This window comes from Pseudomonas sp., from assembly GCF_035554175.1.
Classification (GTDB): domain Bacteria; phylum Pseudomonadota; class Gammaproteobacteria; order Pseudomonadales; family Pseudomonadaceae; genus Aquipseudomonas.
The window spans coordinates 77,956-103,230 of record NZ_DATMIV010000032.1; the positions used below are offsets into that span (position 1 = coordinate 77,956).

At 58.9% G+C, this 25,275-nt stretch carries 26 protein-coding genes; 3 read left to right on the plus strand and 23 right to left on the minus strand.

The genetic code is table 11. The features are described from left to right. Positions 1 to 76 precede the first annotated feature (76 nt). The 9 genes from VNV36_RS15675 to VNV36_RS15715 all read right to left on the minus strand — a co-directional run bounded on the left by VNV36_RS15675 (position 77) and on the right by VNV36_RS15715 (position 7,802). Entirely contained in the window at positions 77 to 268 is a 192-nt protein-coding gene (locus tag VNV36_RS15675; protein WP_325718550.1) for a hypothetical protein, read from the minus strand. A gap of 10 nt (positions 269 to 278) precedes the next feature. Next, complete coding sequence (locus VNV36_RS15680; RefSeq protein WP_325718551.1) at positions 279 to 3,026, minus strand: phage tail-collar fiber domain-containing protein; 2,748 nt, start codon at positions 3,024 to 3,026, stop codon at positions 279 to 281. Further along, complete coding sequence (locus VNV36_RS15685; RefSeq protein WP_325718552.1) at positions 3,027 to 3,662, minus strand: phage tail protein I; 636 nt, start codon at positions 3,660 to 3,662, stop codon at positions 3,027 to 3,029. It lies immediately after the preceding gene. Further along, positions 3,659 to 4,654: a baseplate J/gp47 family protein gene (locus VNV36_RS15690; protein ID WP_325718553.1), complete on the minus strand. Its 996-nt coding sequence runs from the start codon at positions 4,652 to 4,654 to the stop codon at positions 3,659 to 3,661. Before VNV36_RS15690 ends, VNV36_RS15685 begins: the two co-directional genes overlap by 4 nt. Continuing rightward, on the minus strand, positions 4,651 to 4,983 hold the full coding sequence (locus VNV36_RS15695; RefSeq protein WP_325718554.1) for a phage baseplate protein: 333 nt from the start codon (positions 4,981 to 4,983) through the stop codon (positions 4,651 to 4,653). Before VNV36_RS15695 ends, VNV36_RS15690 begins: the two co-directional genes overlap by 4 nt. A gap of 14 nt (positions 4,984 to 4,997) precedes the next feature. Further along, positions 4,998 to 5,606, minus strand: a complete 609-nt coding sequence (locus VNV36_RS15700; RefSeq protein WP_325718555.1) for a phage baseplate assembly protein V — start codon at positions 5,604 to 5,606, stop codon at positions 4,998 to 5,000. A gap of 3 nt (positions 5,607 to 5,609) precedes the next feature. Next, positions 5,610 to 6,131 (minus strand): hypothetical protein, encoded by a 522-nt coding sequence (locus tag VNV36_RS15705; RefSeq protein WP_325718556.1) that lies wholly within the window; start codon positions 6,129 to 6,131, stop codon positions 5,610 to 5,612. 71 nt (positions 6,132 to 6,202) lie between these two features. After that, entirely contained in the window at positions 6,203 to 6,541 is a 339-nt protein-coding gene (locus VNV36_RS15710) for a phage holin family protein (protein WP_056783240.1), read from the minus strand. A 526-nt stretch (positions 6,542 to 7,067) separates the two neighbouring features. Then, complete coding sequence (locus tag VNV36_RS15715) at positions 7,068 to 7,802, minus strand: LexA family transcriptional regulator (RefSeq protein ID WP_325718571.1); 735 nt, start codon at positions 7,800 to 7,802, stop codon at positions 7,068 to 7,070. A 211-nt stretch (positions 7,803 to 8,013) separates the two neighbouring features. Between VNV36_RS15715 and mutS the strand changes: the two genes are divergently transcribed. Together mutS and fdxA are read left to right on the plus strand one after the other, a co-directional pair. Continuing rightward, a complete protein-coding gene (gene mutS / locus VNV36_RS15720) occupies positions 8,014 to 10,596 on the plus strand; it encodes a DNA mismatch repair protein MutS (RefSeq protein WP_325718557.1) in 2,583 nt (860 codons plus the stop codon). A gap of 163 nt (positions 10,597 to 10,759) precedes the next feature. Further along, positions 10,760 to 11,083, plus strand: coding sequence for a ferredoxin FdxA (gene fdxA / locus VNV36_RS15725; RefSeq protein ID WP_325718558.1), 324 nt, complete (start codon positions 10,760 to 10,762; stop codon positions 11,081 to 11,083). A gap of 518 nt (positions 11,084 to 11,601) precedes the next feature. Here fdxA and rpoS read toward each other — a convergent pair. The 8 genes from rpoS to VNV36_RS15765 form a co-directional block, all read right to left on the minus strand. Next, positions 11,602 to 12,612 carry an RNA polymerase sigma factor RpoS gene (gene rpoS / locus VNV36_RS15730; RefSeq protein WP_325718559.1) on the minus strand — a complete coding sequence of 337 codons (1,011 nt, stop codon included), beginning with the start codon at positions 12,610 to 12,612 and terminating at the stop codon, positions 11,602 to 11,604. Positions 12,613 to 12,718: 106 nt separating this feature from the next. After that, positions 12,719 to 13,588, minus strand: a complete 870-nt coding sequence (locus VNV36_RS15735) for a peptidoglycan DD-metalloendopeptidase family protein (RefSeq protein WP_325718560.1) — start codon at positions 13,586 to 13,588, stop codon at positions 12,719 to 12,721. 211 nt (positions 13,589 to 13,799) lie between these two features. Beyond that, the gene (locus tag VNV36_RS15740) at positions 13,800 to 14,435 is read right to left on the minus strand and encodes a protein-L-isoaspartate(D-aspartate) O-methyltransferase (protein WP_325718572.1); all 636 of its coding nucleotides are present in this window, start codon (positions 14,433 to 14,435) and stop codon (positions 13,800 to 13,802) included. A 38-nt stretch (positions 14,436 to 14,473) separates the two neighbouring features. Next, positions 14,474 to 15,223, minus strand: a complete 750-nt coding sequence (gene surE / locus VNV36_RS15745; protein WP_325718561.1) for a 5'/3'-nucleotidase SurE — start codon at positions 15,221 to 15,223, stop codon at positions 14,474 to 14,476. After that, positions 15,211 to 16,269, minus strand: coding sequence for a tRNA pseudouridine(13) synthase TruD (gene truD / locus VNV36_RS15750; RefSeq protein ID WP_325718562.1), 1,059 nt, complete (start codon positions 16,267 to 16,269; stop codon positions 15,211 to 15,213). The genes surE and truD overlap by 13 nt, the downstream gene beginning before the upstream one ends. Continuing rightward, positions 16,266 to 16,739: a 2-C-methyl-D-erythritol 2,4-cyclodiphosphate synthase gene (gene ispF, locus VNV36_RS15755; RefSeq protein WP_076566141.1), complete on the minus strand. Its 474-nt coding sequence runs from the start codon at positions 16,737 to 16,739 to the stop codon at positions 16,266 to 16,268. The genes truD and ispF overlap by 4 nt, the downstream gene beginning before the upstream one ends. A gap of 43 nt (positions 16,740 to 16,782) precedes the next feature. Further along, positions 16,783 to 17,628, minus strand: coding sequence for an S-formylglutathione hydrolase (gene fghA / locus VNV36_RS15760; RefSeq protein WP_414705522.1), 846 nt, complete (start codon positions 17,626 to 17,628; stop codon positions 16,783 to 16,785). 89 nt (positions 17,629 to 17,717) lie between these two features. Then, entirely contained in the window at positions 17,718 to 18,830 is a 1,113-nt protein-coding gene (locus VNV36_RS15765) for an S-(hydroxymethyl)glutathione dehydrogenase/class III alcohol dehydrogenase (RefSeq protein WP_325718563.1), read from the minus strand. Positions 18,831 to 18,946: 116 nt separating this feature from the next. On the opposite strand from VNV36_RS15765, the gene VNV36_RS15770 reads away from it, so the two are divergent. Beyond that, on the plus strand, positions 18,947 to 19,843 hold the full coding sequence (locus VNV36_RS15770) for a LysR family transcriptional regulator (RefSeq protein WP_325718564.1): 897 nt from the start codon (positions 18,947 to 18,949) through the stop codon (positions 19,841 to 19,843). Positions 19,844 to 19,930: 87 nt separating this feature from the next. Here VNV36_RS15770 and ispD read toward each other — a convergent pair whose 3' ends face one another. From ispD to VNV36_RS15800, 6 genes are all read right to left on the minus strand, one after another. Beyond that, positions 19,931 to 20,638, minus strand: a complete 708-nt coding sequence (gene ispD / locus VNV36_RS15775) for a 2-C-methyl-D-erythritol 4-phosphate cytidylyltransferase (protein ID WP_325718565.1) — start codon at positions 20,636 to 20,638, stop codon at positions 19,931 to 19,933. Then, positions 20,635 to 20,913, minus strand: coding sequence for a cell division protein FtsB (gene ftsB / locus VNV36_RS15780; protein WP_007964293.1), 279 nt, complete (start codon positions 20,911 to 20,913; stop codon positions 20,635 to 20,637). The genes ispD and ftsB overlap by 4 nt, the downstream gene beginning before the upstream one ends. 169 nt (positions 20,914 to 21,082) lie before the next feature. Then, positions 21,083 to 22,372 (minus strand): phosphopyruvate hydratase, encoded by a 1,290-nt coding sequence (gene eno, locus VNV36_RS15785; protein ID WP_325718566.1) that lies wholly within the window; start codon positions 22,370 to 22,372, stop codon positions 21,083 to 21,085. A gap of 155 nt (positions 22,373 to 22,527) precedes the next feature. Then, positions 22,528 to 23,373 carry a 3-deoxy-8-phosphooctulonate synthase gene (gene kdsA / locus VNV36_RS15790; RefSeq protein WP_325718567.1) on the minus strand — a complete coding sequence of 282 codons (846 nt, stop codon included), beginning with the start codon at positions 23,371 to 23,373 and terminating at the stop codon, positions 22,528 to 22,530. Positions 23,374 to 23,377: 4 nt separating this feature from the next. Continuing rightward, positions 23,378 to 25,009 carry a CTP synthase gene (gene pyrG, locus VNV36_RS15795; RefSeq protein ID WP_325718568.1) on the minus strand — a complete coding sequence of 544 codons (1,632 nt, stop codon included), beginning with the start codon at positions 25,007 to 25,009 and terminating at the stop codon, positions 23,378 to 23,380. An 85-nt stretch (positions 25,010 to 25,094) separates the two neighbouring features. Beyond that, positions 25,095 to 25,275: hypothetical protein (locus VNV36_RS15800; protein ID WP_325718569.1), on the minus strand; the 181-nt coding region annotated here is incomplete at its 5' end.

Here is a 25,275-nt window from a genome sequence, read left to right on the forward strand (position 1 = left end):
GGGCTTTGGCGGGTGTTTTGGTGTTAGTGAGAAAATGCAATTCAGCGCGATTGTTATTTCAGCGCTTTCCTCTAACTCAGGTTTGGGCAGGAGCACGCATCCCTCTCAGCACCTCCTGTCCCAGTGAGATCTGCGCGTCGTGGTAAGCCATGAAACGAGGATCCTCCCACTCGATTTCTGCTTGATTTGGATATAAACCAGGATCTTGCACACATCCAAATACCGCGACGATCTTTCTCATGCTGTCATCTTCAAATTGGACAAACATTGATCACCTCTTAAAAATCATATGATGTGGCGGAAACGATAAACGTGGGCGAACCTTGAAGAGTTGAGGTTGCCCAGCGGATCGTTTGAGGAGTTTTCATGTGCAAGCGTTCGAAAGGCACTGTTTGTTGCCCTCCGGCTGGCACAGTACCGTTGTTGGTTTTCTGACCTACCGAAGCATCCGAAGCAAAGAGACTCAATGAAATAGATCCAGCAGTTGTGGATGTTACGGTCGATGAGCCGCCAATCATTCGCGCATTTTTTGGAAGGGCCGGCACTACCTGGGTTGTAGGGCCTGATAAAACAGTCGTGTTCAGTACCGAAATGCCACTCACATCGACATGCCGACCGTCTTGCTGGCAGGCAGCGAAGAGCCCTGCGGATTGCGTCGGCAAAATAGACACTAGCGCCGACGCAGTAAAACCGGCTGGGCTATTTATCCCGCTATAAACATTCGGCAAAACGGAATTAACGGCATTGACTGCCATTAACGCACTTACCCCTGAAGCCGGATTGTAAATAGCGTAGAGACCGACATAACCGTTTGACGGAGCCACCCCAGCATCCATTCCTCCAACGCCCACAACTGACAGGTTGACTAGTTTGTTGAAGTTGTTGAGTCGATATGACCCAGCAAAATCTTCGACGATGACCTCATCCGCCGTAAACGTTGCGGTAAGGGAGGCAGTATTAACGATGAGGGCCGCATTTCTGCTGGCTCCAGCTAGTGGACCGTTTAGCCGAAGCCTTTGCGTCTCCAGCAACAATGCACCTATATCAATGTTTCCCTGATTGATCGGCGCGTTCCAGGCCTTGATGCACCACATCACAGCCAGGTTGCGCGGGCGCGTTTCAGCGCCTACGTTTCCCGTTATCGGGATATCCGAGTTGGCGCCAGTTCCTGCACCGCTGATTACAACGGCCAGGCCGGAACCGGCTCCTGCCGCCGTAGTGACTGTATGCCGGAGAGCATGCAAGTGGGACTGGAACTGGTGGTTCTGCCAACTGCCAACGGTTCGATCAGCATCCACGCCCCGCCCATGATCCCAGCCACGCAGAAACTCGCCGCGAGATTCCGGCAAGCGGAAATTGCCCGCGCCCTCGTCACCCTTGTTGTAAGTTGTGCCGAGAAAAGCGGCTAGATCAGGATAGGTCGCAATGCTCTGCACACTGCCATCCAGTTCCAGATAACCGGGAGCGACGATACCCGTCGGGAATGCCAGAACAGCACCCACTGGGACGGCTGACTTCAGCCGTTCAACTTCCTTGGCCAGCGCGGCTACATCGATGGCTCCCTGATTGACCGGGGCATTCCACGCTTTGATGCACCACATGACGGCAATGTTGCGAGGACGGGTTTCTGTTGAGGTGCGCGCAACTCTCGAAGCATCGAAGAGCATATTGATGACGCCGGTAGCGGCTCCGCCTTCGGGGATTTGCGTCCCACCGGTCGCCGCCGAGCCAAAAGCGCCGCCGACCTGGCCCACAGCTGCCAGTTGAACTCCATTATTCGCGGCATACTGTCCCGTGATGTTCTGGAGCGAGTCGAGCTGCTCACTGCCGACTCCCCGGCTAGCATCCACACCCCGCCCATGATCCCAACCCCGCAAGAACTCCCCACGCGCCTCAGGCAAGCGGAAGTTCCCAGCTCCCTCATCACCCTTATTGAACTTGCCACTCAAATAGGCGCTCAAGTCCGGGTAAGTCGCGCTGCTCTTGACGCTGTTATCCAGTTCCAGAAAACCCGGTGGTGGCGCATCAACCGGAAACGCCACGATCGATCCCACTGGCAACGCGGAAGCCTTGGCGATCAGCGCTTCAACTTCAGCCTTGGTATACGAATCCTTGATGCCAAACCCGGCCAACGTTTCCGGATTGGCCCCAGCCGTTGCGCGGCCATATTCGTCAACCGTCAGACTCTTGTAAGTCCCCACTGCAATCCCGGTTCGCCCGGCGAGCATCTTGAATTGCAGCGCGGTCGTGCCGAGAGTGATCGGTGCGTTGGTGGTCAGGTGCCACAACGAATCTCCATTCGCTACACCCTCCTCCACCATCACCGTCAGGCCCGGAGTGACCTTGGAGCTGGTGTTGGCATCGGTCGCCCGTTGCCAGTCGCCATTGGCGACGACCCACAGGCCGTTGTCCTTGGCCAGGGTCTGGCTCGGCAACAGCACGCGATCGCCGGCAACCACGGCAACACCATCAATCTGCTGTGCGCTGTTCATCACGACATTGCCAGTCGCCACAACGCGCACCGACTGCTTGCCATCAAGCTTGCCGAGTTCTTCGGCGAGATAACTCATGACCCACGTACGAGTAGCCTTAACAACCGTGTCATCAATCAACAACGTCACCAAGGACGCATTGCTCGTCTCGAAAATCGAGCGAATGTAGAACTCTTTACCGGAACCCGACGTCGCCAGCACCGGCTTGAACGACTCCGGATATTTGACGATGGCGTAGAGAATCCCGGTGTCAGTCCACAACCCGGCCTCGCGTACATACCAGCCACCAACATCCGGCGGAATGGTCACTTCGGCGAGCAGCCAGCTCGGGTTCTTCTCGTCCTGGAACAGCGCATTGAGCGGCCCGCGCCAGACTTCGCGTTTCAGCGCGGTGGCGGTGGCCGCCGGGTTGTAGACCGCGCCGCCGCCGTCGCCGACGGAAATCTGCGTCAGCTTGATCGGCAGGCCCGCAGCCTTGCACGCCGTTTCGTAGGCAATCCCTGCGTTGGTGAGCAGGGTGTAATAGTCAGCCATTCAGGCCCCCTGAGGATAAATAGTGGATGTTTCGACGGTGTACAACGCGGCGGCCATGAACGCCTCGCCAGAGGTTTCAAGGCCTTCGATGAACACTGGATAAACCGTGGTCAGTTCGCCGCAAAATGTTGCAGCGGCGATCGAGTGACTGCCGAAAGCACTTAAGCCGACCGAGACCGACAGCACATCCCGCTCGCTTTTGGCGTCAGCCAGACGGCGGTCGAGACGGGCGTCGATTTCTTCGCTGTAGGGCTGTTCGCTGAAGGCACGCACGGAAAAGCTGTACGGCGCACCGGGCGGTGTCTGTTCGTACCAGGCGCGGATCTCGGGTCTTAATTGCAAACCCTTGGCGGCGTTTTCCAGCGCCTTGCGAGTGCCGGCCTGGCGCGCGGTGGGCCAGGCCAGTTCGACGGTCAGGCGCTTTTCCGCTTCCGGCGCATCGGTGCTCCATTCAGCGACGCCGCGATCGGCTGCAAGATACGGCAGGAACGCGACCGGCGTTTCACTGGGGTTCATCAGTTCGGGAAACGGCGGTGCGATGCGGTCGAGCAAGGCGCCGAAGCCCAGATCCAGACCCCGCTCGAGTGCCGAGCTGTTGGCCGGCAACAATGTCAGGCGTTGCTTGGGCTCACTCATAGCGTCAGCACCTCGACTTCGACCGCTGTGCAATACGGCGCCTGAAACGCGGTCGTCACGATCGGCGCCAGCGGTTCAAGAATCTGCAGTTGAATGGCGCCAGCGCTGTGCAGCGTGTAGTCGATCCAGCTCGGGTCGACTCGGCCTTCGAGGCGATGACAGCTGTCTGCGTAAGCCTGCAATTGTGCTTGCGCGGCGACCTTGGTCAGGCCCGAATCGGGCCCTGAATTGATCTTGGCAATGACGCGGATTTTGTAGCGCTGGATGTCGGCAGCCTTGACGGTGACGAGGTCGGTTTCCGGGCGCACGTCGGGGCGGGCGAAATGCTGACGGACGCCTTCAAGCAATGCTTCGGAAGGTGTGCCATCGCCTTCGCGGGAAAGCACAGTAACCTGCACTTCGCCCGGCGCGGTGCGGCGTGCGTTGCCATCCTTGACCTGCGCGGCGAGGCCGTCAGGGTTGAAGGTGTAGGTGACGTTTACTACGCCGGAATCAGTGGATTCGACTTGTATTGTTGGCCGCTCGCCGAGGGTGAACACTTCGCGGCGATACTGCATCCGCGATCCCGCCGCCGGTGCATGCGGCGCGAGGTAATACCGCAGGCGCGCATCTTCATCGCTCTCGTAAATCGCCGGCACCGGCGGGAATGCCGCCGGGTCGCCGGGATCGAGCAGTTGCCGCTCAAGCCCCATGTCGGCCAGCCGCGCATCGAGATTGCTGCCGGTCGCCCACCACGCCAGCATCTGTTTGATGCGTGCGTTGTATTTGCGCTCATGGGTTTGCAGACGCACGCAGAACGCTTCCAGCGCGAGGGTGAGCAATTCGCTTTCGTTTTCCAGGCTGGTCTTGAGTTTCGCGGCGCTGGTCGGCGAACGTGCACCGACGTACTCGACGACAAAAGCCTTGAATTCGGCGAGCAGATCTTCGAAGGCTTCAACGGTAATCAGCGCGGGTTCGGCCAACTGGTTCTGGCCGGGGATCAACATGCTCATGTCACCACCTCGAAGGTTTGTTGACGGTTTTTCCAGGTGCCGGCAAACCGCAGCAGCAGGCCGTCACCATGGCGACTGGCGACAATCACCTGCGGCTGAAAATCGGCGATACCGTTTTGCGGGTTGTAGAACGCTTGCGCGGCGTGGCTCTGCGCCAGAAGCAGGATGTCGTCGCCCAGGTTCTGGCCCAGCAGCGTGGGGATCAGCGAGCCGTATAAGGGCCGTTTTTGCCGAGTGCCCAGCGGCGTGGTCAGGGCCCGGGTCGCGCGCTGCACAAACTGCAGCCAGTCGTCGACCGTGGCCCCGCTGTCTCTATCAATTCCAATCATGGAAGGCTCTTGAATCAGGGGCTGATGATGCGGCCCTGGTGGTCGACCAAGGGGCCGCTGAAGTGCACGCCCGAGGCGTCGATGCCGAGGCCGACGGCGCCCAGTTGCAGGGTGATCAGTTGTGGCGTCATGGCCAGACGTGCCGGGCCGATGCTCAGTTCGAGCGACTCGCGAGACCCGTTGAATTGCGTTGGTCCGTTCAACCAGTGCAAGGCGTGGCTGGCGTCGTCGTAACCGCTTTCGCTGCCGTCCTGATGCACCCGACGGGTCAGCGTCGGCACAGTCGAGGCCGGAGGAAAACGATCACTGTTCAAGCCGAACAAGGCGACACTCTGCGCACCACTTTCACCGCTGCCATAGTTGAACAGCAGGCACTGCTCGCCCACAGTCGGGATGCGCGATTCGCTTTGCGCACCGGCGCTAGGGTTGAAGAACTTGATCGCCGGCGTGAGCAATCCGCCATGGCTGACCTGGCAAGTGTTGCTCGCCGCATCGATCGACTGACAGATACCAATCCGACAGAAACTCTCGGCACGGCGGTGCAGGTCTTCGATTTCCGCTTCCATTTCTGCCAGACGCTCAATGATCGGGCCGAGCTGCATGCGCAGTAATACGTCGAACATCGGTCAGCCCTCCAGCGCGGTGTATTGCTCGGGATCGTCGATATTGCTGACTTCCCAGGTGCGGGCGAATTTCGGCGTGCCGAGTGGATCGTCGAGCAGGGTCGGACCGAGGTAAAGCGTCTGCTCAAAGGTCAGGGTCCAGGCCTTGTATTGTTGATCGGCACGGATAAGCAACGAGGGCAACCCATCGAGGTTGATTGGCAAATCACACTGATCGCCGGGCATTCCCCAGCGATTGTCGGTGACCAGATTTTTCAGTACGGCGATCAGATCGCACGCTGCGAAAGCGGTCGCAGAAAGAGCCGGGACGACTTGCAGTGACAACGTCATTACATGAGCGATACGGCCATCAGCGGCGCGCACGCCGGACGCATTCCGGTCAATGTCGATCAGTACCCAGGCCTGATCGCCCGCCGCAGTGAAATCATCGTGACTGCCGACAGTGAGGTTGAGACTGGCAGTGTTGCGCAGTGTCGTCGCGATGGCTGTAAACAGTTGCGACGGCTGTTGGATCGGTGTGGGCATACATGACCTCCTTTTCAATCGTCCACGCGCAGCCCTGCCGCCAACATGGCGGCAGGGAAAAATATTCAGGGTTAAGGGTGGTCGCGCGGCGGCACTTCGCAGACGCCGATACGCTTGGCCGCCCAGCGTTCGTAAAGGCCTATGGCGACATCAGCGCCGGCCATCGCCGTCAGGCAGCCAAACGCGCCAGCGGCCCAGATCGACATGCCGGCGGCATACAACAGCATGATCGCCGATACGCCGCAGATCATGCAGGCGCCGGAGCGCAAGGCCAGACGCCGCACCAGTGACCAGCCGCGTGCGCCTTCCTTGTCGGCGCGCCACATTTCGCCGGACACCCCGCCGACAACGGCCAGGAGGATGACCAGCCAGATCGGCATGTCCGCCAACGCTTGTTGCTCGTTTGTCATGTCACGCCTCCGTTGGTGATTGATGAATGATGGGTTGGGTTCAAACGGTTTCTCTTGAGGCAGGCATTCCAAAAAGCCCGGTGCTTGCACACCGGGCTTTTCAGTAATGCGCTCCTTCGCCTTCCTTCAGATCCTGTACTGATGAAGGAAGCTGACTTTTCGGCGCTACTGGCGCGGTACGAGTCCATTCAGATTGTTTTTCCGACCGCGGTCCCTGCCCGCCGGATAACTGCTTCTGGTGCTTTACGCTGCACACCCGGGCCAGTTGCCAACCCTCTGAACCGTTGAGGCCGGTTCATCGCTGCCTGTTCTTGTGGAACTAAAGAGCTTGTCTTGCCAGCCGCTTTGTCGAGCGGCTTGGTGGCAAGAATATGCATGGATGCATATACAGTCAATGCGTAAATGCATTTATTTATGCACAAAATTTGCGCGAATGCATGAAAGCCGCTTGGCACAAGGGCTTGGAGATTTTTCGCAGGCGAAAAAAAACCTGCCGGTCGGCAGGTTTCAGTTCAGCTGGAAGAGGTTAACGGGCGTACATGCCCCACCAGAAGACGTGACCGAGGATGACGATCTGCTCTTCCTGGATTTCCTGGAAGCTGTAGTCCTCGTCCGGATGTTCATCGCGATTGAAGCTGCGCAGACGAATGCCGGTGGGCAAGCGGTAAAGCTGTTTGACGCGCAATTGGCCGTTGTGATTGATCGCATACAGGTCGCCATCGATGATGTCGCCGATGCCGCATTTGCCGGCGTTGACGCCGACAGTGGCGCCGTCACGCAGCACCGGCAACATGCTGTTGCCACGCACTGTCACGCACTTGGCCTGGTCGAACTGCACGCCATTATGGCGCAGGCTACGCTTGCCGAAGCGCAGGCTTGAGCGTTCGCTCTCTTCGATGACGAATCTTCCTGATCCAGCTGCCAATTCAACCTCGCGAAGAAAGGGCACGGACACTTCGTCATCCTCGACGGGTGTGTCATCGTCCCACAGCATGATGTCCTTGAGTTCCGCATGCATATCCGCGCGCGTGCCACCGGCCGTCGCTGTGACGTCCGCGCGACCGCGCAACTGATCGGTGCTCACATTGAAGTAATCGGCAATCTTCGAAATGTGTTTATCCGAAGGATCGACAATTTTCCCGCTGAGAATCCGCGAGAGCGTGGATTGAGGCACGCCGGTGCGACGGTGGAGCTCCGTAGGGGAGATCCCGTGCTGGTCGAGCAGTGCTCTTAAGACGGAGGATACGTTGCGTTTTTGCATAATGCGCATAATGCTTGAAGTCATTTGCGAAGACAAATGCTGATTTGCATAAATCGTGCATGGATCAACTTTTCCTCTATGGAAAAACGTCAACCGATCGCAGCGCCTGCGTCGGGCAGACTGCCCATGGTAACCTTGCGCCCATCGCGCAAAGGCCCGGCCATCGCCCGCGCTTCGCCCTACACCTTTTAACGAGTTGCCCGACAATCCGATGAATAAAGCCGTCTCCGACCTGTCCTCCCATACCCCGATGATGCAGCAATACTGGCGCCTGAAGAATCAGCACCCGGATCAGCTGATGTTCTACCGCATGGGCGACTTCTACGAGATCTTCTACGAAGACGCGAAGAAAGCGGCCAAGTTGCTCGACATCACGTTGACCGCGCGCGGGCAGTCGGCGGGTCAGGCAATTCCGATGTGTGGGATTCCTTACCATGCGGCAGAAGGTTATCTGGCGAAATTGGTAAAGCTTGGCGAGTCGGTAGTGATCTGCGAGCAGGTCGGGGACCCGGCCACCAGCAAAGGTCCAGTCGAACGCCAGGTGGTGCGGATCATCACACCGGGTACGGTCAGTGACGAGGCGCTGCTGGATGAGCGCCGTGACAATCTGATTGCGGCTGTATTGGGCGACGAACGCCTGTTCGGTCTGGCGGTGCTGGACATCACCAGCGGCAATTTCACCGTGCTCGAGATCAAGGGCTGGGAAAACCTGCTGGCGGAGCTGGAGCGGGTCAATCCGGTGGAACTGCTGATCCCGGACGACTGGCCAAAAGACCTGCCGGCGGAAAAACGCCGTGGCGTACGTCGTCGTGCACCTTGGGATTTCGAGCGTGATTCGGCGCTGAAAAGCCTCTGCCAGCAGTTTTCGACTCAGGACCTGAAAGGCTTCGGCTGCGAAAACCTGACTCTGGCCATCGGTGCTGCCGGCTGCCTGTTGGCTTACGCCAAGGAAACCCAGCGCACCGCCCTGCCCCACTTGCGCAGCCTGCGTCATGAACGCCTCGATGACACGGTTGTGCTCGACGGTGCCAGCCGGCGCAATCTGGAGCTCGACACCAACCTCGCCGGTGGCCGCGACAACACCCTGCAATCGGTCGTTGATCGCTGCCAGACCGCGATGGGCAGCCGTTTGCTCACTCGTTGGTTGAACCGCCCACTGCGCGACCTCACCGTCCTGCTGGCCCGTCAGTCCTCGATCCGCTGTCTGCTCGATGGCTACCGCTTCGAAAAGCTGCAGCCGCAGCTCAAGGAGATCGGCGACATCGAGCGGATTCTCGCGCGGATCGGTCTGCGCAATGCGCGGCCTCGCGACCTTGCGCGTCTGCGCGATGCACTGGGTGCGCTGCCGCAACTGCAAGCGGCGATGACCGATCTGGAAGCGCCGCATCTGCAACACTTGGCCGCCACCACCAGCACCTATCCGGAACTGGCGGCGCTGCTGGCAAAAGCCATTATCGACAACCCGCCAGCGGTGATCCGTGACGGCGGCGTGCTGAAAACCGGTTACGACAGCGAACTCGACGAGTTGCAATCACTGAGCGAAAACGCCGGCCAGTTCCTGATTGATCTCGAGGCTCGCGAGAAGGCTCGCACCGGGTTGGCCAACCTGAAAGTCGGTTACAACCGTATTCATGGTTACTTCATTGAACTGCCGAGCAAGCAGGCTGAGTCCGCGCCGGCGGACTACATCCGACGCCAGACGCTCAAAGGTGCCGAGCGCTTCATCACGCCGGAACTCAAAGAGTTTGAAGACAAGGCACTTTCTGCCAAGAGCCGCGCCTTGGCCCGCGAGAAGATGCTCTACGAAGCACTGCTGGAAGATCTGATCAGCCAGTTGCCACCGTTGCAGGACACTGCCGGCGCGCTGGCCGAACTTGACGTGTTGAGCAACCTTGCCGAACGTGCGCTGAATCTTGACCTGAACTGCCCGCGTTTCGTCGGCGAGCCATGCATGCGCATCACTCAGGGCCGCCACCCGGTGGTCGAGCAAGTGCTGACCACGCCGTTCGTAGCCAATGACCTGAGCCTGGACGACAATACGCGGATGCTGGTGATCACTGGCCCGAACATGGGTGGTAAATCCACCTACATGCGGCAAACCGCGCTGATCGTGTTGCTGGCGCATATCGGCAGCTTTGTACCGGCGGCCAGTTGCGAGCTGTCGCTGGTGGATCGGATTTTCACCCGCATAGGTTCCAGCGATGATCTGGCCGGTGGCCGTTCCACTTTCATGGTCGAAATGAGCGAAACCGCCAACATCCTGCACAACGCCACCGAACGCAGTCTGGTGCTGATGGATGAAGTCGGGCGAGGCACCAGCACCTTCGATGGTCTGTCGCTGGCCTGGGCGGCGGCCGAACGTTTGGCCCATCTGCGCGCCTACACCCTGTTCGCCACGCACTATTTTGAACTGACCGTGCTGCCTGAAGCCGAACCTTTGGTAGCGAACGTGCACCTCAATGCCACCGAGCACAACGAACGCATCGTGTTCCTGCACCACGTTTTGCCCGGCCCTGCCAGCCAGAGCTACGGCCTGGCGGTGGCGCAACTGGCCGGCGTGCCGAGCGAAGTGATCCTGCGTGCCCGTGAGCATCTGAGCCGTCTGGAAGACACCGCCCTGCCCCATGAGGCGCCGAAGCCGGCGGCCAAGGGCAAGCCGTCGACACCGCAGCAAAGCGATATGTTCGCCTCGCTTCCACACCCGGTGCTCGACGAACTGGCCAAAGTCGATCTGGACGACATGACTCCGCGCAAAGCGCTGGAAATGCTCTACGCACTGAAGAACCGGATATAAGCACTGAAGAAGCGGATATAACGCAAATCGCTTCAAGCTGTTAGAATCTCGCGCGGTTCGGGATGCTGCTGGCTCATAGCCTGGTCAGCAGGTATCGCTCCCGAACCTGGCGACCCCAACCGTGAAGGGGCAACGCTGCCGCCGCCTGAGGAGAAAATTAGAAATGACCTTCGTCGTCACCGACAACTGCATCAAGTGCAAGTACACCGACTGCGTAGAAGTCTGTCCGGTGGACTGCTTTTACGAAGGCCCGAACTTCCTGGTGATTCACCCGGACGAATGCATCGATTGCGCACTGTGCGAGCCAGAGTGCCCGGCTGTGGCAATCTTCTCGGAAGATGAAATTCCGGCTGGCATGGAAAACTTCATTGAGCTCAATGCCGAGCTGGCGGATATCTGGCCGAACATCACCGAGCGCAAGGATCCGCTGCCGGATTCCGCCGCGTGGGATGGCAAGCCGAACAAGATCGAACAACTCGAACGCTGATCCGCTCTGCGCTCGACCAGAAGGCCCCTTGCGGGCCTTTTTGCTTTTTCGGGTTTTGCTTTTCTGCAGGCGAAAAAAGGGGCGGTATGACCCGCCCACATTTTTTCCTTATTCCCTGCGATCCTTTTCATCGTCCTGATGAATCGCGTCCTGCGATGTCCGTTCCCCTCATCCGTGAAGGGCGCGTCTGTCCGTCGACACAATTGAGATATTAGAGAGTTCCCAAGGATGAGCAATCGACATTCGCCACTGAGACGCACTGTCATAAGCACATAACAATTGGGAAATTCCCATATTTTTCAACGAGATGCACGTAGGCGGATAGCGCAATCGACATCTGCCGAAGTGTAAAAATAACGAACACTTACAACACAGTAAGCATTGGCTTACAGCACGAGACTACAAATTCAGAAAATGCCGACCGCTTGTCTGGTGGTGCGGCTTGCCTTTACGCGAGAAACAAAAAGCCCCGGCTGATCGAATCAGTCGGGGCTATCTGCAGGCGGTCGGTTGAGCGCTTACTGAAACAACGACTCGCTCGACAGGCCATTCTTCTCAAGGATTTCACGAAGGCGCTTGAGGCCTTCCACCTGGATCTGTCTCACCCGTTCGCGGGTCAGTCCGATCTCCAGGCCTACATCTTCCAGAGTACTGCTTTCATGCCCGCGCAGGCCGAAACGGCGTATCACCACCTCGCGCTGCTTGTCGGTCAGCTCCGACAGCCATTGATCGATGCTCTGCGACAGGTCGTCGTCTTGCAGTAATTCGCATGGATCGGTCGGACGATCATCGGTAAGGGTGTCCAGCAGGGTTTTATCCGAATCCGGACCCAGCGAGACGTCGACCGAAGAAACCCGTTCATTCAGGCCCAGCATGCGCTTGACCTCGCCCACCGGTTTTTCCAGCAGGTTGGCGATTTCTTCGGGTGAAGGTTCGTGGTCCAGTTTCTGTGTCAGCTCCCGTGCGGCCCGAAGGTACACGTTGAGTTCCTTGACCACATGAATCGGCAACCGGATGGTCCGGGTCTGATTCATGATCGCGCGTTCGATGGTCTGACGGATCCACCAGGTCGCGTAGGTCGAGAAGCGGAAGCCTCGCTCGGGATCGAACTTTTCCACTGCGCGGATCAGGCCGAGGTTGCCCTCTTCGATCAGATCCAGCAGCGACAGGCCCCGATTGACGTAACGCCGGGCGATTTTGACCACCAGCCGCAGGTTACTTTCGATCATCCGTTTGCGCCCGGCAGGATCGCCACTTTGCGACAAGCGTGCAAAATGAACTTCTTCTTCCGGTGAGAGCAGAGGGGAAAAGCCGATTTCGTTGAGATACAACTGCGTGGCATCAAGTGCACGCGTGTAGTCGATGTACTTGTGTTGTTTGAGTGTTGCAGAGTGTCTGGATTTGGAACGAACGGAAGGTGGAGCAGCCCCTTCATCATTCGACATCGAAGATTCCGAATCGATGCCGGTCTCCATAAGGAGAACCTCATCGTCGATGTCAAACTCCGGCACTTCTTTACTGAGAGCCATTGTTATAGTCCTTTGGTGAGTTCGACCCCAAGCTCAAGCGACGCCTTTATCCTTGGCAGCGCTGGAGCCTGTCCCCTCTACGCGACGGAACAGGCTGGCTTGCAAATCAACGTCTTGGCAGGAACTGCAGCGGATCCACTGGTTTACCTTGGCGGCGAATCTCAAAATGCAGTTTCACCCGGTCTGTACCCGTTGACCCCATTTCGGCAATTGTCTGTCCGACCTTGACCTGCTGTCCCTCCCGAACCAACAGCCTGCGGTTGTGACCGTAGGCACTGACGTAGGTTTCGCTGTGTTTGATGATGACCAATTCGCCGTAGCCCCTTAAGCCACTCCCGGCGTATACGACTGTCCCATCAGACGCAGCTAAAACAGGCTGTCCCAAATCTCCGGCGATATCAATTCCTTTATTCAAACTACCGTTTGAAGAGAATTTTCCAATCAGAACGCCATTAGATGGCCATCCCCAGCCGGTCGGGGCCGGGCCTGCCGGAGGCAGTGGCGCGGCCGCAGGTTTGTTCGCGACGGACGGTACAACCCCTTTGGAACCGGTGGTTGTAGTGGTCGTCGTGCCGTTCGCCTGGCGCCGGATTACCGTGGTTTTGCTCGACGAAGAAGGCGAAGAACTCGAGTTGCTGACCACCGCCGTCGGCGTTGAACCAGTACGGCCATCAAAGCGAATTGTCTGACCCGGGTGGATCGTATACGGCGTAGGAATGTTGTTCCGGGCAGCGAGGGTTTTGTAGTCCCAGCCGTAACGAAACGCGATCGAAAACAAGGTATCGCCGGGACGGACTACATATTGTCCGGTCGTAACGGCCGGACGTTGCGCGACCGCGTTGTTGCGATCAACGACCCGCACGTTGCTCGATTTGGTGCTGGAGCAACCAACCAGCAAGGTGCTCAAGACAAGGCCAGTCACCAGGCGCTGAAAGCTCGTGTTACCCATACGCTGCGCAATGACTGTGAGACTCACCCGCCGCTCCCTTTGTGGTGGCTGAAAATTCTGAATGCCGCATCGCAGCATGAAATGTCGCAAGTATAACGGGCCGCTACGGCCTTACCTTTAATGAAGCGAAATCACCGGACGCACACGTTTGCAAGCGGCAAGTACGCCGCGTTTAAACTTCGGCTGCCGGTGTAAGACCGGCGCCATGGAAAGGAATTCAGCGCCTGTTTACAAATGCTCAGGCCAGTGGCCCGTTGAGCAAAGGCACGAAACGCACCGCCCCCAGAACATGTCGGGAAAAGCCGTGCTCTTCGCGCACGATCAGCATCAGTTGTTGTACTTCACCGGAGCCGACCGGAATCACCATGCGCCCACCGGGTGCCAATTGATCGAGCAAGGCTTGCGGAACATCGGTGGCCACCGCAGTGACAATGATGCCGTTGTAAGGCGCCAGCGCCTGCCAGCCTTCCCAGCCATCACCCCAGCGAAACACGACGTTGCGCAGGTTCAGCTCGACCAGACGCTCCTTGGCGCGATCCTGCAGAACCTTGATGCGCTCGACCGAAAACACTCGTTCGACCAGTTGCGACAACACCGCCGTCTGATAGCCGGAGCCCGTGCCGATCTCCAGCACCTTGTCCAGCGGACCCGCTTCCAGCAGCAGCTCGCTCATGCGCGCCACCATATAAGGCTGGGAAATGGTCTGGTTGTTGCCTATCGGCAGCGCCGTGTCTTCATACGCGCGATGCGCCAGCGCCTCGTCGACAAACAGGTGGCGTGGCGTGCGGCGGATCACTTCCAGTACCTTGGCGTTCGACACGCCTTCTTCATACAGACGCTGGATCAGTCGCTCGCGGGTGCGCTGGGAGGTCATGCCAATGCCGCTACGCAGGCGGTCGTCATGTTCACGCATCAGCTCAACCCTCCCAGCCAGCCATCGAGACTTCTGAAGGCGTCGTTAAAGGTGCGATCGAGCTGCAACGGCGTGATGGAAACGTAACCTTGCATCACCGCATGAAAATCGGTGCCCGGGCCACCGTCTTCGGCATCCCCGGCAGCGGCAATCCAGTAACCGGCCCTGCCACGCGGATCGACCACTTTCATCGGCGCCGCCGCCCGGGCGCGGTGGCCAAGTCGGGTCAGCTGAATACCGCGAATATGATCGATGGGCAAATTGGGAATGTTCACGTTAAGCACCGTACGCGGCGGCAGATCGAGCCCGGCATGAGCCTCGACCAGTTTGCGCGCAAAATATGCCGCCGTCGGCAGATTGTCCACCTGGCGTGAGACCAGTGAGAAGGCGAACGACGGGCGCTCAAGGAACCGCCCCTCGAGGGCGGCCGCCACGGTCCCGGAATACAGCACGTCATCACCGAGGTTGGCGCCCAGGTTGATCCCGGACACCACCATGTCCGCCTCGCGTTCAAGCAACCCGTTGAGGCCCAGATGAATGCAGTCGGTCGGTGTGCCGTTGAGGCTGATAAAACCGTTGGCCAGGTATTGCGGGTGCAGTGGACGGTCGAGCGTCAGCGAACTGCTGGCGCCGCTCTTGTCCTGTTCCGGGGCGATAACCACGCATTCGGTGTAATCCGCCAGCGCAGCATAAAGCGCGGCGAGACCGGGTGCGGTTACCCCATCGTCGTTAGAAATCAGAATACGCATGGGCTGTCCGTCTGCCCCACCGGCACCAGATCAACGAGCTCGCGCACCAATACGGTGGCGAAGCATCCGGCCGGGAGGACGAATTCCAGTTGCAGAATGTCAGGCTGGGGATAATGCCACGACAACCGGCCAATGGGCAGTCGCAGGATGCGGCGTTCGTGGCTCATGCCGGCGTGAACCAACCAGTCGCGCAGTTCCGCTTCACTCGCGGCGATCCCCTGCTCCAGTGCATGGACAACGCCCGCGGCCGGCGAGTCACCGGCGCCCCACTGCGGACCGGTCGGATGCAGATCGAGAATCGCCAGACGCGGGTCGCTGCACTCGGCTTCACCGGCGGGGAAAAAACTGCGACTGTCGGTGAACGCCAGCAGATCGCCGACCAACGCGGTTTGCCAGGTGCCGTCAGCGACGCGCGCCGCCAGCACCTGATTGAACAGGAAGCTGCGCGCTGTCGACAGCAACCGCGAACGCACATTACGCTGCTCCGGCAACGCCTTGCGCGCTGCCCACACACGCGCATCAACGACGTTGCCGCCGTCATGGCCCAAACGCTGGGCGCCGAAATAATTGGGAACGCCTTGTTTGGCAATCAACTGCAGACGCTGTTCAAGCGCAGCCTTGTCGCCGGCGAACCCAGTCAGGCGCAAGGTAAAGCCGTTGGCCGAGTGCGCACCGCGTTGCAGCTTGCGTTTGTGGCGCGTGGTCTTGAGGATCTTAAGCGTTTCGTTTTCGGCCGCCGACAGCTCCGGATCGGCCTTGCCCGGCAGTTGCACGCTGAACCACTGTCGGGTCAGGGCCTGCCGATCCTTGAGACCGGCGTAGCTGACGGTGCGCAACGGAACTCCGGCTGCCTTGGCAATGCGCCGCGCCGCTTCTTCGGTATTCAGCCCGCGCTTTTCGACCCAGATCCACAGATGTTCGCCGTCACCGCTGAGGGGAATGTCGAGCACTTCATCGACTTGGAAATCTTCCGCCGTGGCTTTCAATACCGCGGTGCCGAGGGGCTCGCCATAGGCGCGCGGGCCGAGCAATTGCAGTTCATTCATGCGCGCAGCAACAAGGCAACGGAGTGCACAGCGATACCTTCTTCGCGACCGACAAAGCCAAGCTTCTCGGTGGTGGTAGCTTTGACGTTCACTTGATCCAACTCAACTTGAAGATCCGCCGCGATCAGCGCGCGCATCGATTCGATATGCGGCGCCATTTTCGGCGCCTGGGCAACGATGGTGTTGTCGACGTTGCCGATTTTCCAGCCCTTGGCGTGGATCAGACTGACCACATGACGCAGCAGCACGCGGCTGTCAGCGCCCTTGAATTGCGGATCGGTGTCCGGGAAATGTTTGCCGATATCACCCAGCGCCGCCGCGCCGAGCAAGGCATCGCTCAAGGCGTGCAGCAGGACGTCACCGTCGGAATGAGCGAGCAGTCCGAAGCTGTGTGCAATCTGCACGCCGCCCAGAGTAATGAAATCGCCTTCAGCGAAACGGTGCACATCGTAGCCGTGGCCAATACGCATAAAAAAACGCCCCGATTTTTGTCAGGGCGTGATTCTACCTGCATTACTCACGCAGAGCGCGTGCGTGATGCTGCAAGTGGTCGTCAATGAAGCTGGCGATGAAGAAATAGCTGTGGTCATAGCCCGGTTGCAGGCGCAGTTCCAGCGGATGGCCCGCTTGTTTTGCCGCGTGTTGCAGAGCTTCGGGCTTGAGCTGGGTGGCGAGGAAATCGTCGCGATCACCTTGATCCACCAGCAATGGCAGCTTCTCGGTGGCTTCGGCGATCAACGCACAGGCGTCCCACTCTTTCCACTTCGAACGGTCTTCTCCCAGGTAATGAGAGAAGGCTTTCTGTCCCCAAGGGCAGTCGATTGGATGAGTGATCGGCGAAAATGCCGACACCGACTGGTAACGCCCCGGATTGCGCAAGGCGCAGACCAGAGCGCCGTGGCCGCCCATGGAGTGACCGCTGATGCTGCGCTTGTCAGAAGCCGGGAAATGCGCTTCAACCAGTGAAGGCAATTCCTCCACGACATAGTCATGCATCCGATAGTGACGCGCCCACGGTTGCTGCGTGGCATTCAGATAAAACCCGGCACCGAGGCCGAAATCCCACGCCTTGTCCGCATCGTCGGGAATATCCGGGCCACGCGGACTGGTGTCCGGGGCGACGATGATCAAACCCAGCTCGGCCGCCATCCGCATCGCGCCGGCCTTCTGCATGAAGTTTTCATCGGTACAGGTCAGGCCTGACAACCAGTACAACACCGGCAGCTTGCCGCCCTGCTCCGCCTGCGGCGGCAAATAGACGGCGAAGACCATGTCGCAATCGAGCACTTCGGAGCGATGGCGATAGCGCTTGTGCCAGCCACCGAAACTCTTCTGACACGAGATATTTTCCAGATTCATAGCTATCTCAGCCGCAAGCTGCAAGCTTCAAGCTGCAAGAGGTCGTTGAGCCTGCTTGCAGCTTATGGCTTGTAGCTTGCCGCTGCTCCTTAGAAATGTATGACGGTACGGATGCTCTTGCCTTCGTGCATCAGGTCGAACGCCTTGTTGATATCTTCCAGGCCCATGGTGTGGGTGATGAAGGTATCCAGCGGGATTTCACCGCTCTGCGCCATGTCGACGTAGCTTGGCAATTCGCTGCGGCCACGTACGCCGCCGAACGCTGAACCGCGCCAGACCCGGCCAGTGACCAACTGGAACGGACGGGTGGCGATTTCCTGACCGGCGCCGGCAACACCGATGATGACGGACTCACCCCAACCCTTGTGGCAGCACTCGAGCGCGGCACGCATCAGTTGTACATTGCCGATGCACTCGAAGGAGAAGTCGACGCCGCCATCGGTCATGTCGACGATCACTTCCTGGATCGGACGATCGAATTCCTTCGGGTTCACGCAATCGGTGGCACCCAGTTGTCTGGCGATTTCGAATTTCGCCGGATTGATGTCGATTGCGATGATGCGCGCGGCCTTGGCTTTCACTGCGCCAATCACAGCGGACAGACCGATGCCGCCGAGACCGAAGATTGCCACGGTGTCACCCGGTTTGACTTTGGCCGTGTTGAGCACGGCGCCGATGCCGGTGGTCACGCCACAACCGAGCAGGCAGACCTTTTCCAGCGGCGCGTCTTTGGAAATCCTGGCCACGGAGATTTCCGGGAGCACGGTGTACTCCGAGAAGGTCGAGGTGCCCATGTAGTGGAAAATCGTCTCGCCCTTGTAGGAAAAGCGCGAAGTACCATCCGGCATCAGGCCTTTGCCCTGCGTCGCGCGAATGGCCTGACAAAGGTTGGTCTTGCCGGATTTGCAGAATTTGCACTGGCCGCATTCCGGGGTGTACAGCGGAATGACGTGATCGCCGACGGCGACCGAGGTCACGCCCTCACCGATCGCTTCAACGATGGCGCCGCCTTCGTGGCCGAGGATCGACGGGAAGATGCCTTCCGGATCAGCGCCGGACAGTGTGTAAGCGTCCGTATGGCAGACCCCGGACGCGACGACGCGCAGCAACACTTCACCGGCCTTGGGCATGGCGACATCGACTTCTACGATTTCCAGCGGCTTCTTGGCCTCGAAGGCAACGGCGGCGCGCGACTTGATCATGCTGACTCTCCAGTAAATCCAGTGAATATAAAAGCAGACAGACAGTGTAGTTCAGCGCGCCTTGAGGAATAATCCGGACGAAAGCAAAACATTATTGCCATACAGGGATAATCGAAGTGTCGGAAAACCGCTGGGAAGGCATCGACGAGTTTGTTGCCGTCGCCGAATGCAACCAATTCACCGCCGCTGCCGAACGCCTCGGGGTTTCTTCCTCGCATATCAGTCGACAAATCGTACGGCTGGAAGAGCGTTTGCAGACAAGGCTGCTTTATCGCAGTACCCGGCGGGTGACGCTGACCGAGGCCGGGCAGACCTTTTTGCAGCATTGTCAGCGCCTGCAGGACGGTCGCGAAGAAGCCTTGCGCGCGGTAGGCGATCTGACCAGCGAACCAAAAGGCATGCTGCGCATGACCTGCGCCGTGGCCTATGGCGAACGGTTTATCGTGCCGCTGGTAACGCGATTCATGGCGCTGTACCCGCAGCTACGTATCGATATCGAGTTGAGCAATAGGCAACTGGATCTGGTGCATGAAGGGCTGGATCTGGCGATTCGCCTCGGTCGGCTGCAGGATTCCCGGTTGGTCGCAACGCGCCTGGCACCACGGCGTATGTTTCTCTGCGCGTCGCCGTCCTACCTGGAACGGTACGGACGCCCACACAGTTTGTCGGAATTGAGTCGGCACAATTGCCTGATCGGCAGTTCGGACATCTGGCAACTGGAGCAGAACGGGCGGGAATTTTCTCAGCGAGTGCAGGGCAACTGGCGTTGCAACAGTGGGCAAGCAGTGCTGGATGCGGCGCTGCAAGGTGTCGGGTTGTGTCAGTTGCCTGACTATTACGTGCTCGAGCATTTGCACAGTGGTGCGCTGATTTCCTTATTGGAGGCACATCAGCCACCGAATACGGCAGTGTGGGCGCTGTATCCACAGCAGCGGCATTTGTCGCCGAAGGTGCGCAAGTTGGTGGATTTTCTTAAAGACGGGTTGGCTGAGCGGGCGGAATACAGGGTTTGAGATCAAAAGATCGCAGCCTTCGGCAGCTCCTACAGGGAGTACGCATTCCAATGTAGGAGCTGCCGAAGGCTGCGATCTTTTGATCTTTCAGCGGCGATGAGCCCAACGCTGGCGTAACCACTCCAGGTCTTCTGGCCGGGTGACTTTGAGATTATCCGCCCGCCCTTCGATCAGACGCGGCGCCAGACCGGCCCACTCCATCGCCGAAGCCTCATCGGTAATCACCGCATCCGCCACCAGACTGTCCGCCAAAGCCCGATGCAATGCCCCCAGGCGAAACATCTGCGGTGTGTACGCTTGCCAGATCACACTGCGGTCCACGGTTTCAACCACACGCCCGTTTCTGTCGACGCGCTTCAACGTGTCCCGTGCCGGCACTGCGAGTAAACCGCCGACCGGGTCATCCGCCAGTTCAGCGAGGAGCTTGTCGAGATCAGCGCGACTCAGGTTCGGCCGTGCCGCATCGTGCACCAACACCCAATCGTCATCGTCGGCACCTTGCGCATGCAGATGCAGCAAGGCGTTGAGCACCGAGCCGGAACGCTCCGCTGCGCCCTCAACCCGCTGAATTCGGGGATCGCTGACGCAAGTCAGGTTCGGCCAGTAGGGATCATCAACTGCAAGACTGACCACCAGCCCCTTGAGGCTCGGGTGATCGAGGAAACAGCCGAGGCTGTGTTCGAGAATTGTGCGCCCGCCCAGTTGCAGATATTGCTTGGGACGGTCCGCGGCCATTCGGGCACCGACGCCCGCGGCAGGAATCACGGCCCAGAAGGCCGGCAGGGAATCGATCATTGGGCCAACTGGTAAAGGGTTTCGCCGTCCTTGACCATGCCCAGCTCGTGGCGAGCCCGCTCTTCAACGGTCTCCATGCCTTTTTTCAGTTCGCTGACTTCAGCGTCCATCACCCGGTTGCGCTCCAACAGGCCTTCGTTCTCGGCATGCTGGTCGGCGATCTGCTGTTTCAGCTCGGCGACCTGCGCCAGACTGCCATTGCCCACCCAAAGGCGGTACTGCAGACCGGCCAGCAGCAAGAGCAAAACAAGAAACAACCAGTAAGGACTGCGCATCGAATATCAGGTATCCAGTGAAAAAAGACAGCCACGCATCATGTTGCAGCATCTGATAGCACGAAGCCTGGAAAGATCCAGGCTTGTGCTTAAGGCATCAGATTAGTGGCAAATCCATCGCTGTCACGACTTTTCCGACACAATCCGGTGTCTTTCAATCAGAGTGCACTCAACCGCGGAACTCGGCGCGGCCGTTGTACTTGGCCTTGCCGTTCAACTGCTCTTCGATACGCAGCAGTTGGTTGTACTTGGAAACGCGGTCGGAACGGCACAGCGAACCGGTCTTGATCTGGCCAGCCGAGGTGCCCACGGCCAGGTCGGCAATGGTCGAATCTTCGGTTTCGCCGGAACGGTGCGAGATCACTGCGGTGTAACCGGCAGCCTTGGCCATCTGGATGGCTTCCAGGGTTTCGGTCAGGGTGCCGATCTGGTTGAACTTGATCAGGATCGAGTTGGCGATCTTTTTATCGATGCCTTCTTTCAGGATCTTGGTGTTGGTCACGAACAGGTCGTCGCCCACCAGCTGGGTTTTCTCGCCGATCTTGTCGGTGAGGATTTTCCAGCCTGCCCAGTCGGATTCGTCCAGACCGTCTTCGATGGAGATGATCGGATAACGCTCGGTCAGACCTTTGAGGTAGTCGGCGAAACCTTCAGCAGTGAACACCTGGCCTTCGCCGGACAGGTTGTACTTGCCGTCTTCGTAGAACTCGCTCGCAGCGCAGTCCAGCGCCAGGGTCACGTCGGTGCCCAGCTTGTAACCGGCGTTGGCCACCGCCTCGGAGATCACTTTCAGCGCGTCTTCGTTGGATGCAAGGTTCGGTGCGAAACCGCCTTCGTCACCAACCGCAGTGCTCAGGCCACGGGCCTTCAGCACAGCTTTCAAGTGATGGAAAATCTCCGTGCCCATGCGCAGACCTTCCGAGAACGACTTGGCGCCGACCGGCTGCACCATGAATTCCTGGATGTCGACGTTGTTATCGGCGTGCTCGCCGCCGTTGATGATGTTCATCATCGGTACCGGCATCGAGTACACACCCGGAGTGCCGTTGAGGTTGGCGATGTGTGCGTACAGCGGCAGATCCTGATCCTGCGCAGCCGCCTTGGCCGCAGCCAGGGATACGGCGAGGATGGCATTGGCGCCCAGGGTCGCTTTGTTTTCGGTACCGTCGAGCTTGATCATCGCGTGGTCGAGGGCTTTCTGGTCGCTTGGGTCGGTGCCCAGCAGCAGTTCGCGGATCGGACCATTGATGTTGGCTACCGCCTTGAGCACGCCCTTGCCCAGGTAACGGCTCTTGTCGCCATCACGCAGCTCTAGCGCTTCGCGCGAGCCAGTGGATGCACCGGACGGCGCGCAGGCGCTGCCGATGATGCCGTTGTCGAGAAGCACGTCCGCTTCCACGGTGGGATTGCCACGGGAGTCGAGAACTTCACGACCTTTGATGTCGACGATTTTTGCCATTGTTGTAAACACTCCAAAGTTGACGAAAACGACGCAGCTAGAGGAAATCTTTATCGTCGGCAAGCGAAGTACAGCGGGCAGACTTGCAGACGACAGCGCTCATGCTTGAGGGCATGAGCGACAAATCGTGCGGTACTTTACCGGAGAATCGAGCGTTACGCGGTTTCTACCGTCGGAAAACTCTTCACCAGCTCGTCCAGAGCTTTGAGCTGGGTCAGGAATGGCTCCAGTCTGTCCAGACGCAAGGCGCAAGGGCCGTCACATTTGGCATTGTCCGGATCCGGGTGCGCTTCGAGGAACAGACCCGCCAGCGACTGGCTCATGCCAGCCTTGGCCAGATCGGTGACCTGCGCTCGGCGACCGCCAGCGGAGTCGGAACGACCGCCGGGCATTTGCAGCGAGTGGGTCACGTCGAAGAACACCGGGTACTCGAACTGCTTCATGATGCCGAAGCCGAGCATGTCGACCACGAGGTTGTTGTAGCCGAAGCTCGAACCACGCTCGCAGAGAATCAACTGATCGTTACCGGCTTCAACACACTTGTTCAGGATGTGCTTCATTTCCTGAGGCGCGAGAAACTGGGCTTTCTTGATGTTGATGACAGCGTTGGTCTTTGCCATCGCGACGACCAGATCGGTCTGACGCGACAGAAAGGCCGGCAACTGGATGATGTCGCAGACCTCAGCGACGACCGCAGCCTGATCAGGCTCATGAACGTCAGTGATGATCGGCACGCCGAAAGCTTGTTTGATGTCCTGGAAGATACGCATGCCCTCTTCCAGGCCAGGACCGCGATACGAGGTCACAGAAGAACGGTTGGCCTTGTCGAAGCTGGCCTTGAACACATAAGGAATACCGAGCTTTTCGGTGACCTTTACGTACTCTTCGCAAACCTGCATGGCCATGTCACGGCTTTCCAGCACGTTCATGCCACCGAACAGCACCATGGGTTTGTCGTTGGCAATCTCGATGTCGCCGACGCGGATAATCTTCTGTGCCATCGGGTTACGCCTTCTTCTGGTGTTGAGCCAACGCGGCTTTGACAAAACCGCTGAACAGCGGATGGCCGTCGCGTGGTGTCGAGGTGAACTCAGGGTGGAACTGGCAGGCGACGAACCATGGATGATCCGGCGCTTCAACCACTTCGACCAGCGCCGCATCGGCGGAGCGACCGGAAATCTTCAGGCCGGCTTCGATGATCTGCGGCAGCAGGTTGTTGTTCACTTCATAGCGGTGGCGGTGACGTTCGACGATCACGTCCTTGCCGTAGCAGTCGTGCACTTTGGAGCCCGGCTCGAGCAGGCAGTCCTGTGCGCCGAGGCGCATGGTGCCGCCCAGATCGGACGATTCGGTACGCACTTCGACAGCGCCGGTGGCATCTTCCCACTCGGTGATCAGACCGACAACCGGATGGCCGCTGGCGCGATCGAACTCGGTGGAGTTGGCATCTTTCCAGCCCAGCACGTTACGGGCGAACTCGATGACCGCCACTTGCATGCCCAGGCAGATACCCAGGTAAGGCACCTTGTTCTCGCGAGCGTACTGAACGGCGGTGATCTTGCCTTCCACGCCACGCAGACCGAAGCCGCCCGGCACCAGAATCGCGTCGACACCTTCGAGCAGCGCAGTGCCCTGGTTCTCGATGTCTTCGGAATCGATGTAGCGCAGATTGACCTTGGTACGGTTGGTGATGCCAGCGTGACTCATCGCTTCGATCAGCGACTTGTAGGCGTCCAGCAGCTCCATGTACTTGCCGACCATCGCGATGGTGACTTCGTGCTCTGGGTTGAGCTTGGCATCGACGACCTTTTCCCACTCGGACAGGTCGGCGCCGTTGCATTGCAGGCCGAAACGCTCGACGACGAAATCATCCAGGCCCTGCGCATGCAGCACGGCCGGGATCTTGTAGATGGTGTCCACGTCTTCCAGGGAGATCACCGCACGTTCTTCAACGTTGGTGAACAGCGCGATCTTGCGACGCGACGACACATCCACCGGATGGTCGGAACGGCAGATCAGCACGTCTGGCTGCAGGCCGATCGAACGCAGCTCTTTTACCGAGTGCTGGGTTGGCTTGGTCTTGGTTTCGCCAGCGGTGGCGATATACGGCACCAGCGTCAGGTGCATCAGCATCGCGCGTTTGGAACCGACTTCCACACGCAGCTGACGGATCGCCTCGAGGAACGGTTGCGATTCGATATCGCCAACAGTGCCACCGATTTCCACCAGGGCCACGTCGGCATCGCCGGCACCCTTGATGATGCGACGCTTGATTTCGTCGGTGATGTGCGGAATCACCTGGATGGTTGCACCCAGGTAGTCACCACGGCGCTCTTTGCGCAGCACGTGCTCGTAGACACGGCCGGTGGTGAAGTTGTTGTTCTGGGTCATGGTCGTGCGGATGAACCGCTCGTAGTGACCCAGGTCGAGGTCGGTCTCGGCGCCGTCGTGGGTGACGAACACTTCACCGTGCTGGAACGGACTCATGGTGCCTGGATCGACGTTGATGTACGGATCCAGCTTCAGCATGGTGACCTTAAGCCCCCGCGCCTCCAGGATAGCCGCCAATGAAGCCGAGGCAATGCCCTTCCCCAATGAAGAAACAACACCGCCCGTGACGAATATGTAGCGCGTCATGAAAAACCCTAGAAGTCTGCGTTAAAGCGGAACGAGCCGCCGGGGAAAGCGAAGGAAGGCCGAAGCCCCCGATCACCTGCATTAATCACAGTGCACCTTTCGAAAAAACCGCCGCGTGGTGACAGACCGGCAGATGAAACACCGGTACGTTGCTCGCTACACATTTTTTGGAATCGCCCAGCAAAGACTGCTTGGTAATCGGCAACTCCTGCAATTCAGGCGAATCCACAGAAGTTGTATCAAGAAGGGAGCGTAGTCTACCGGAA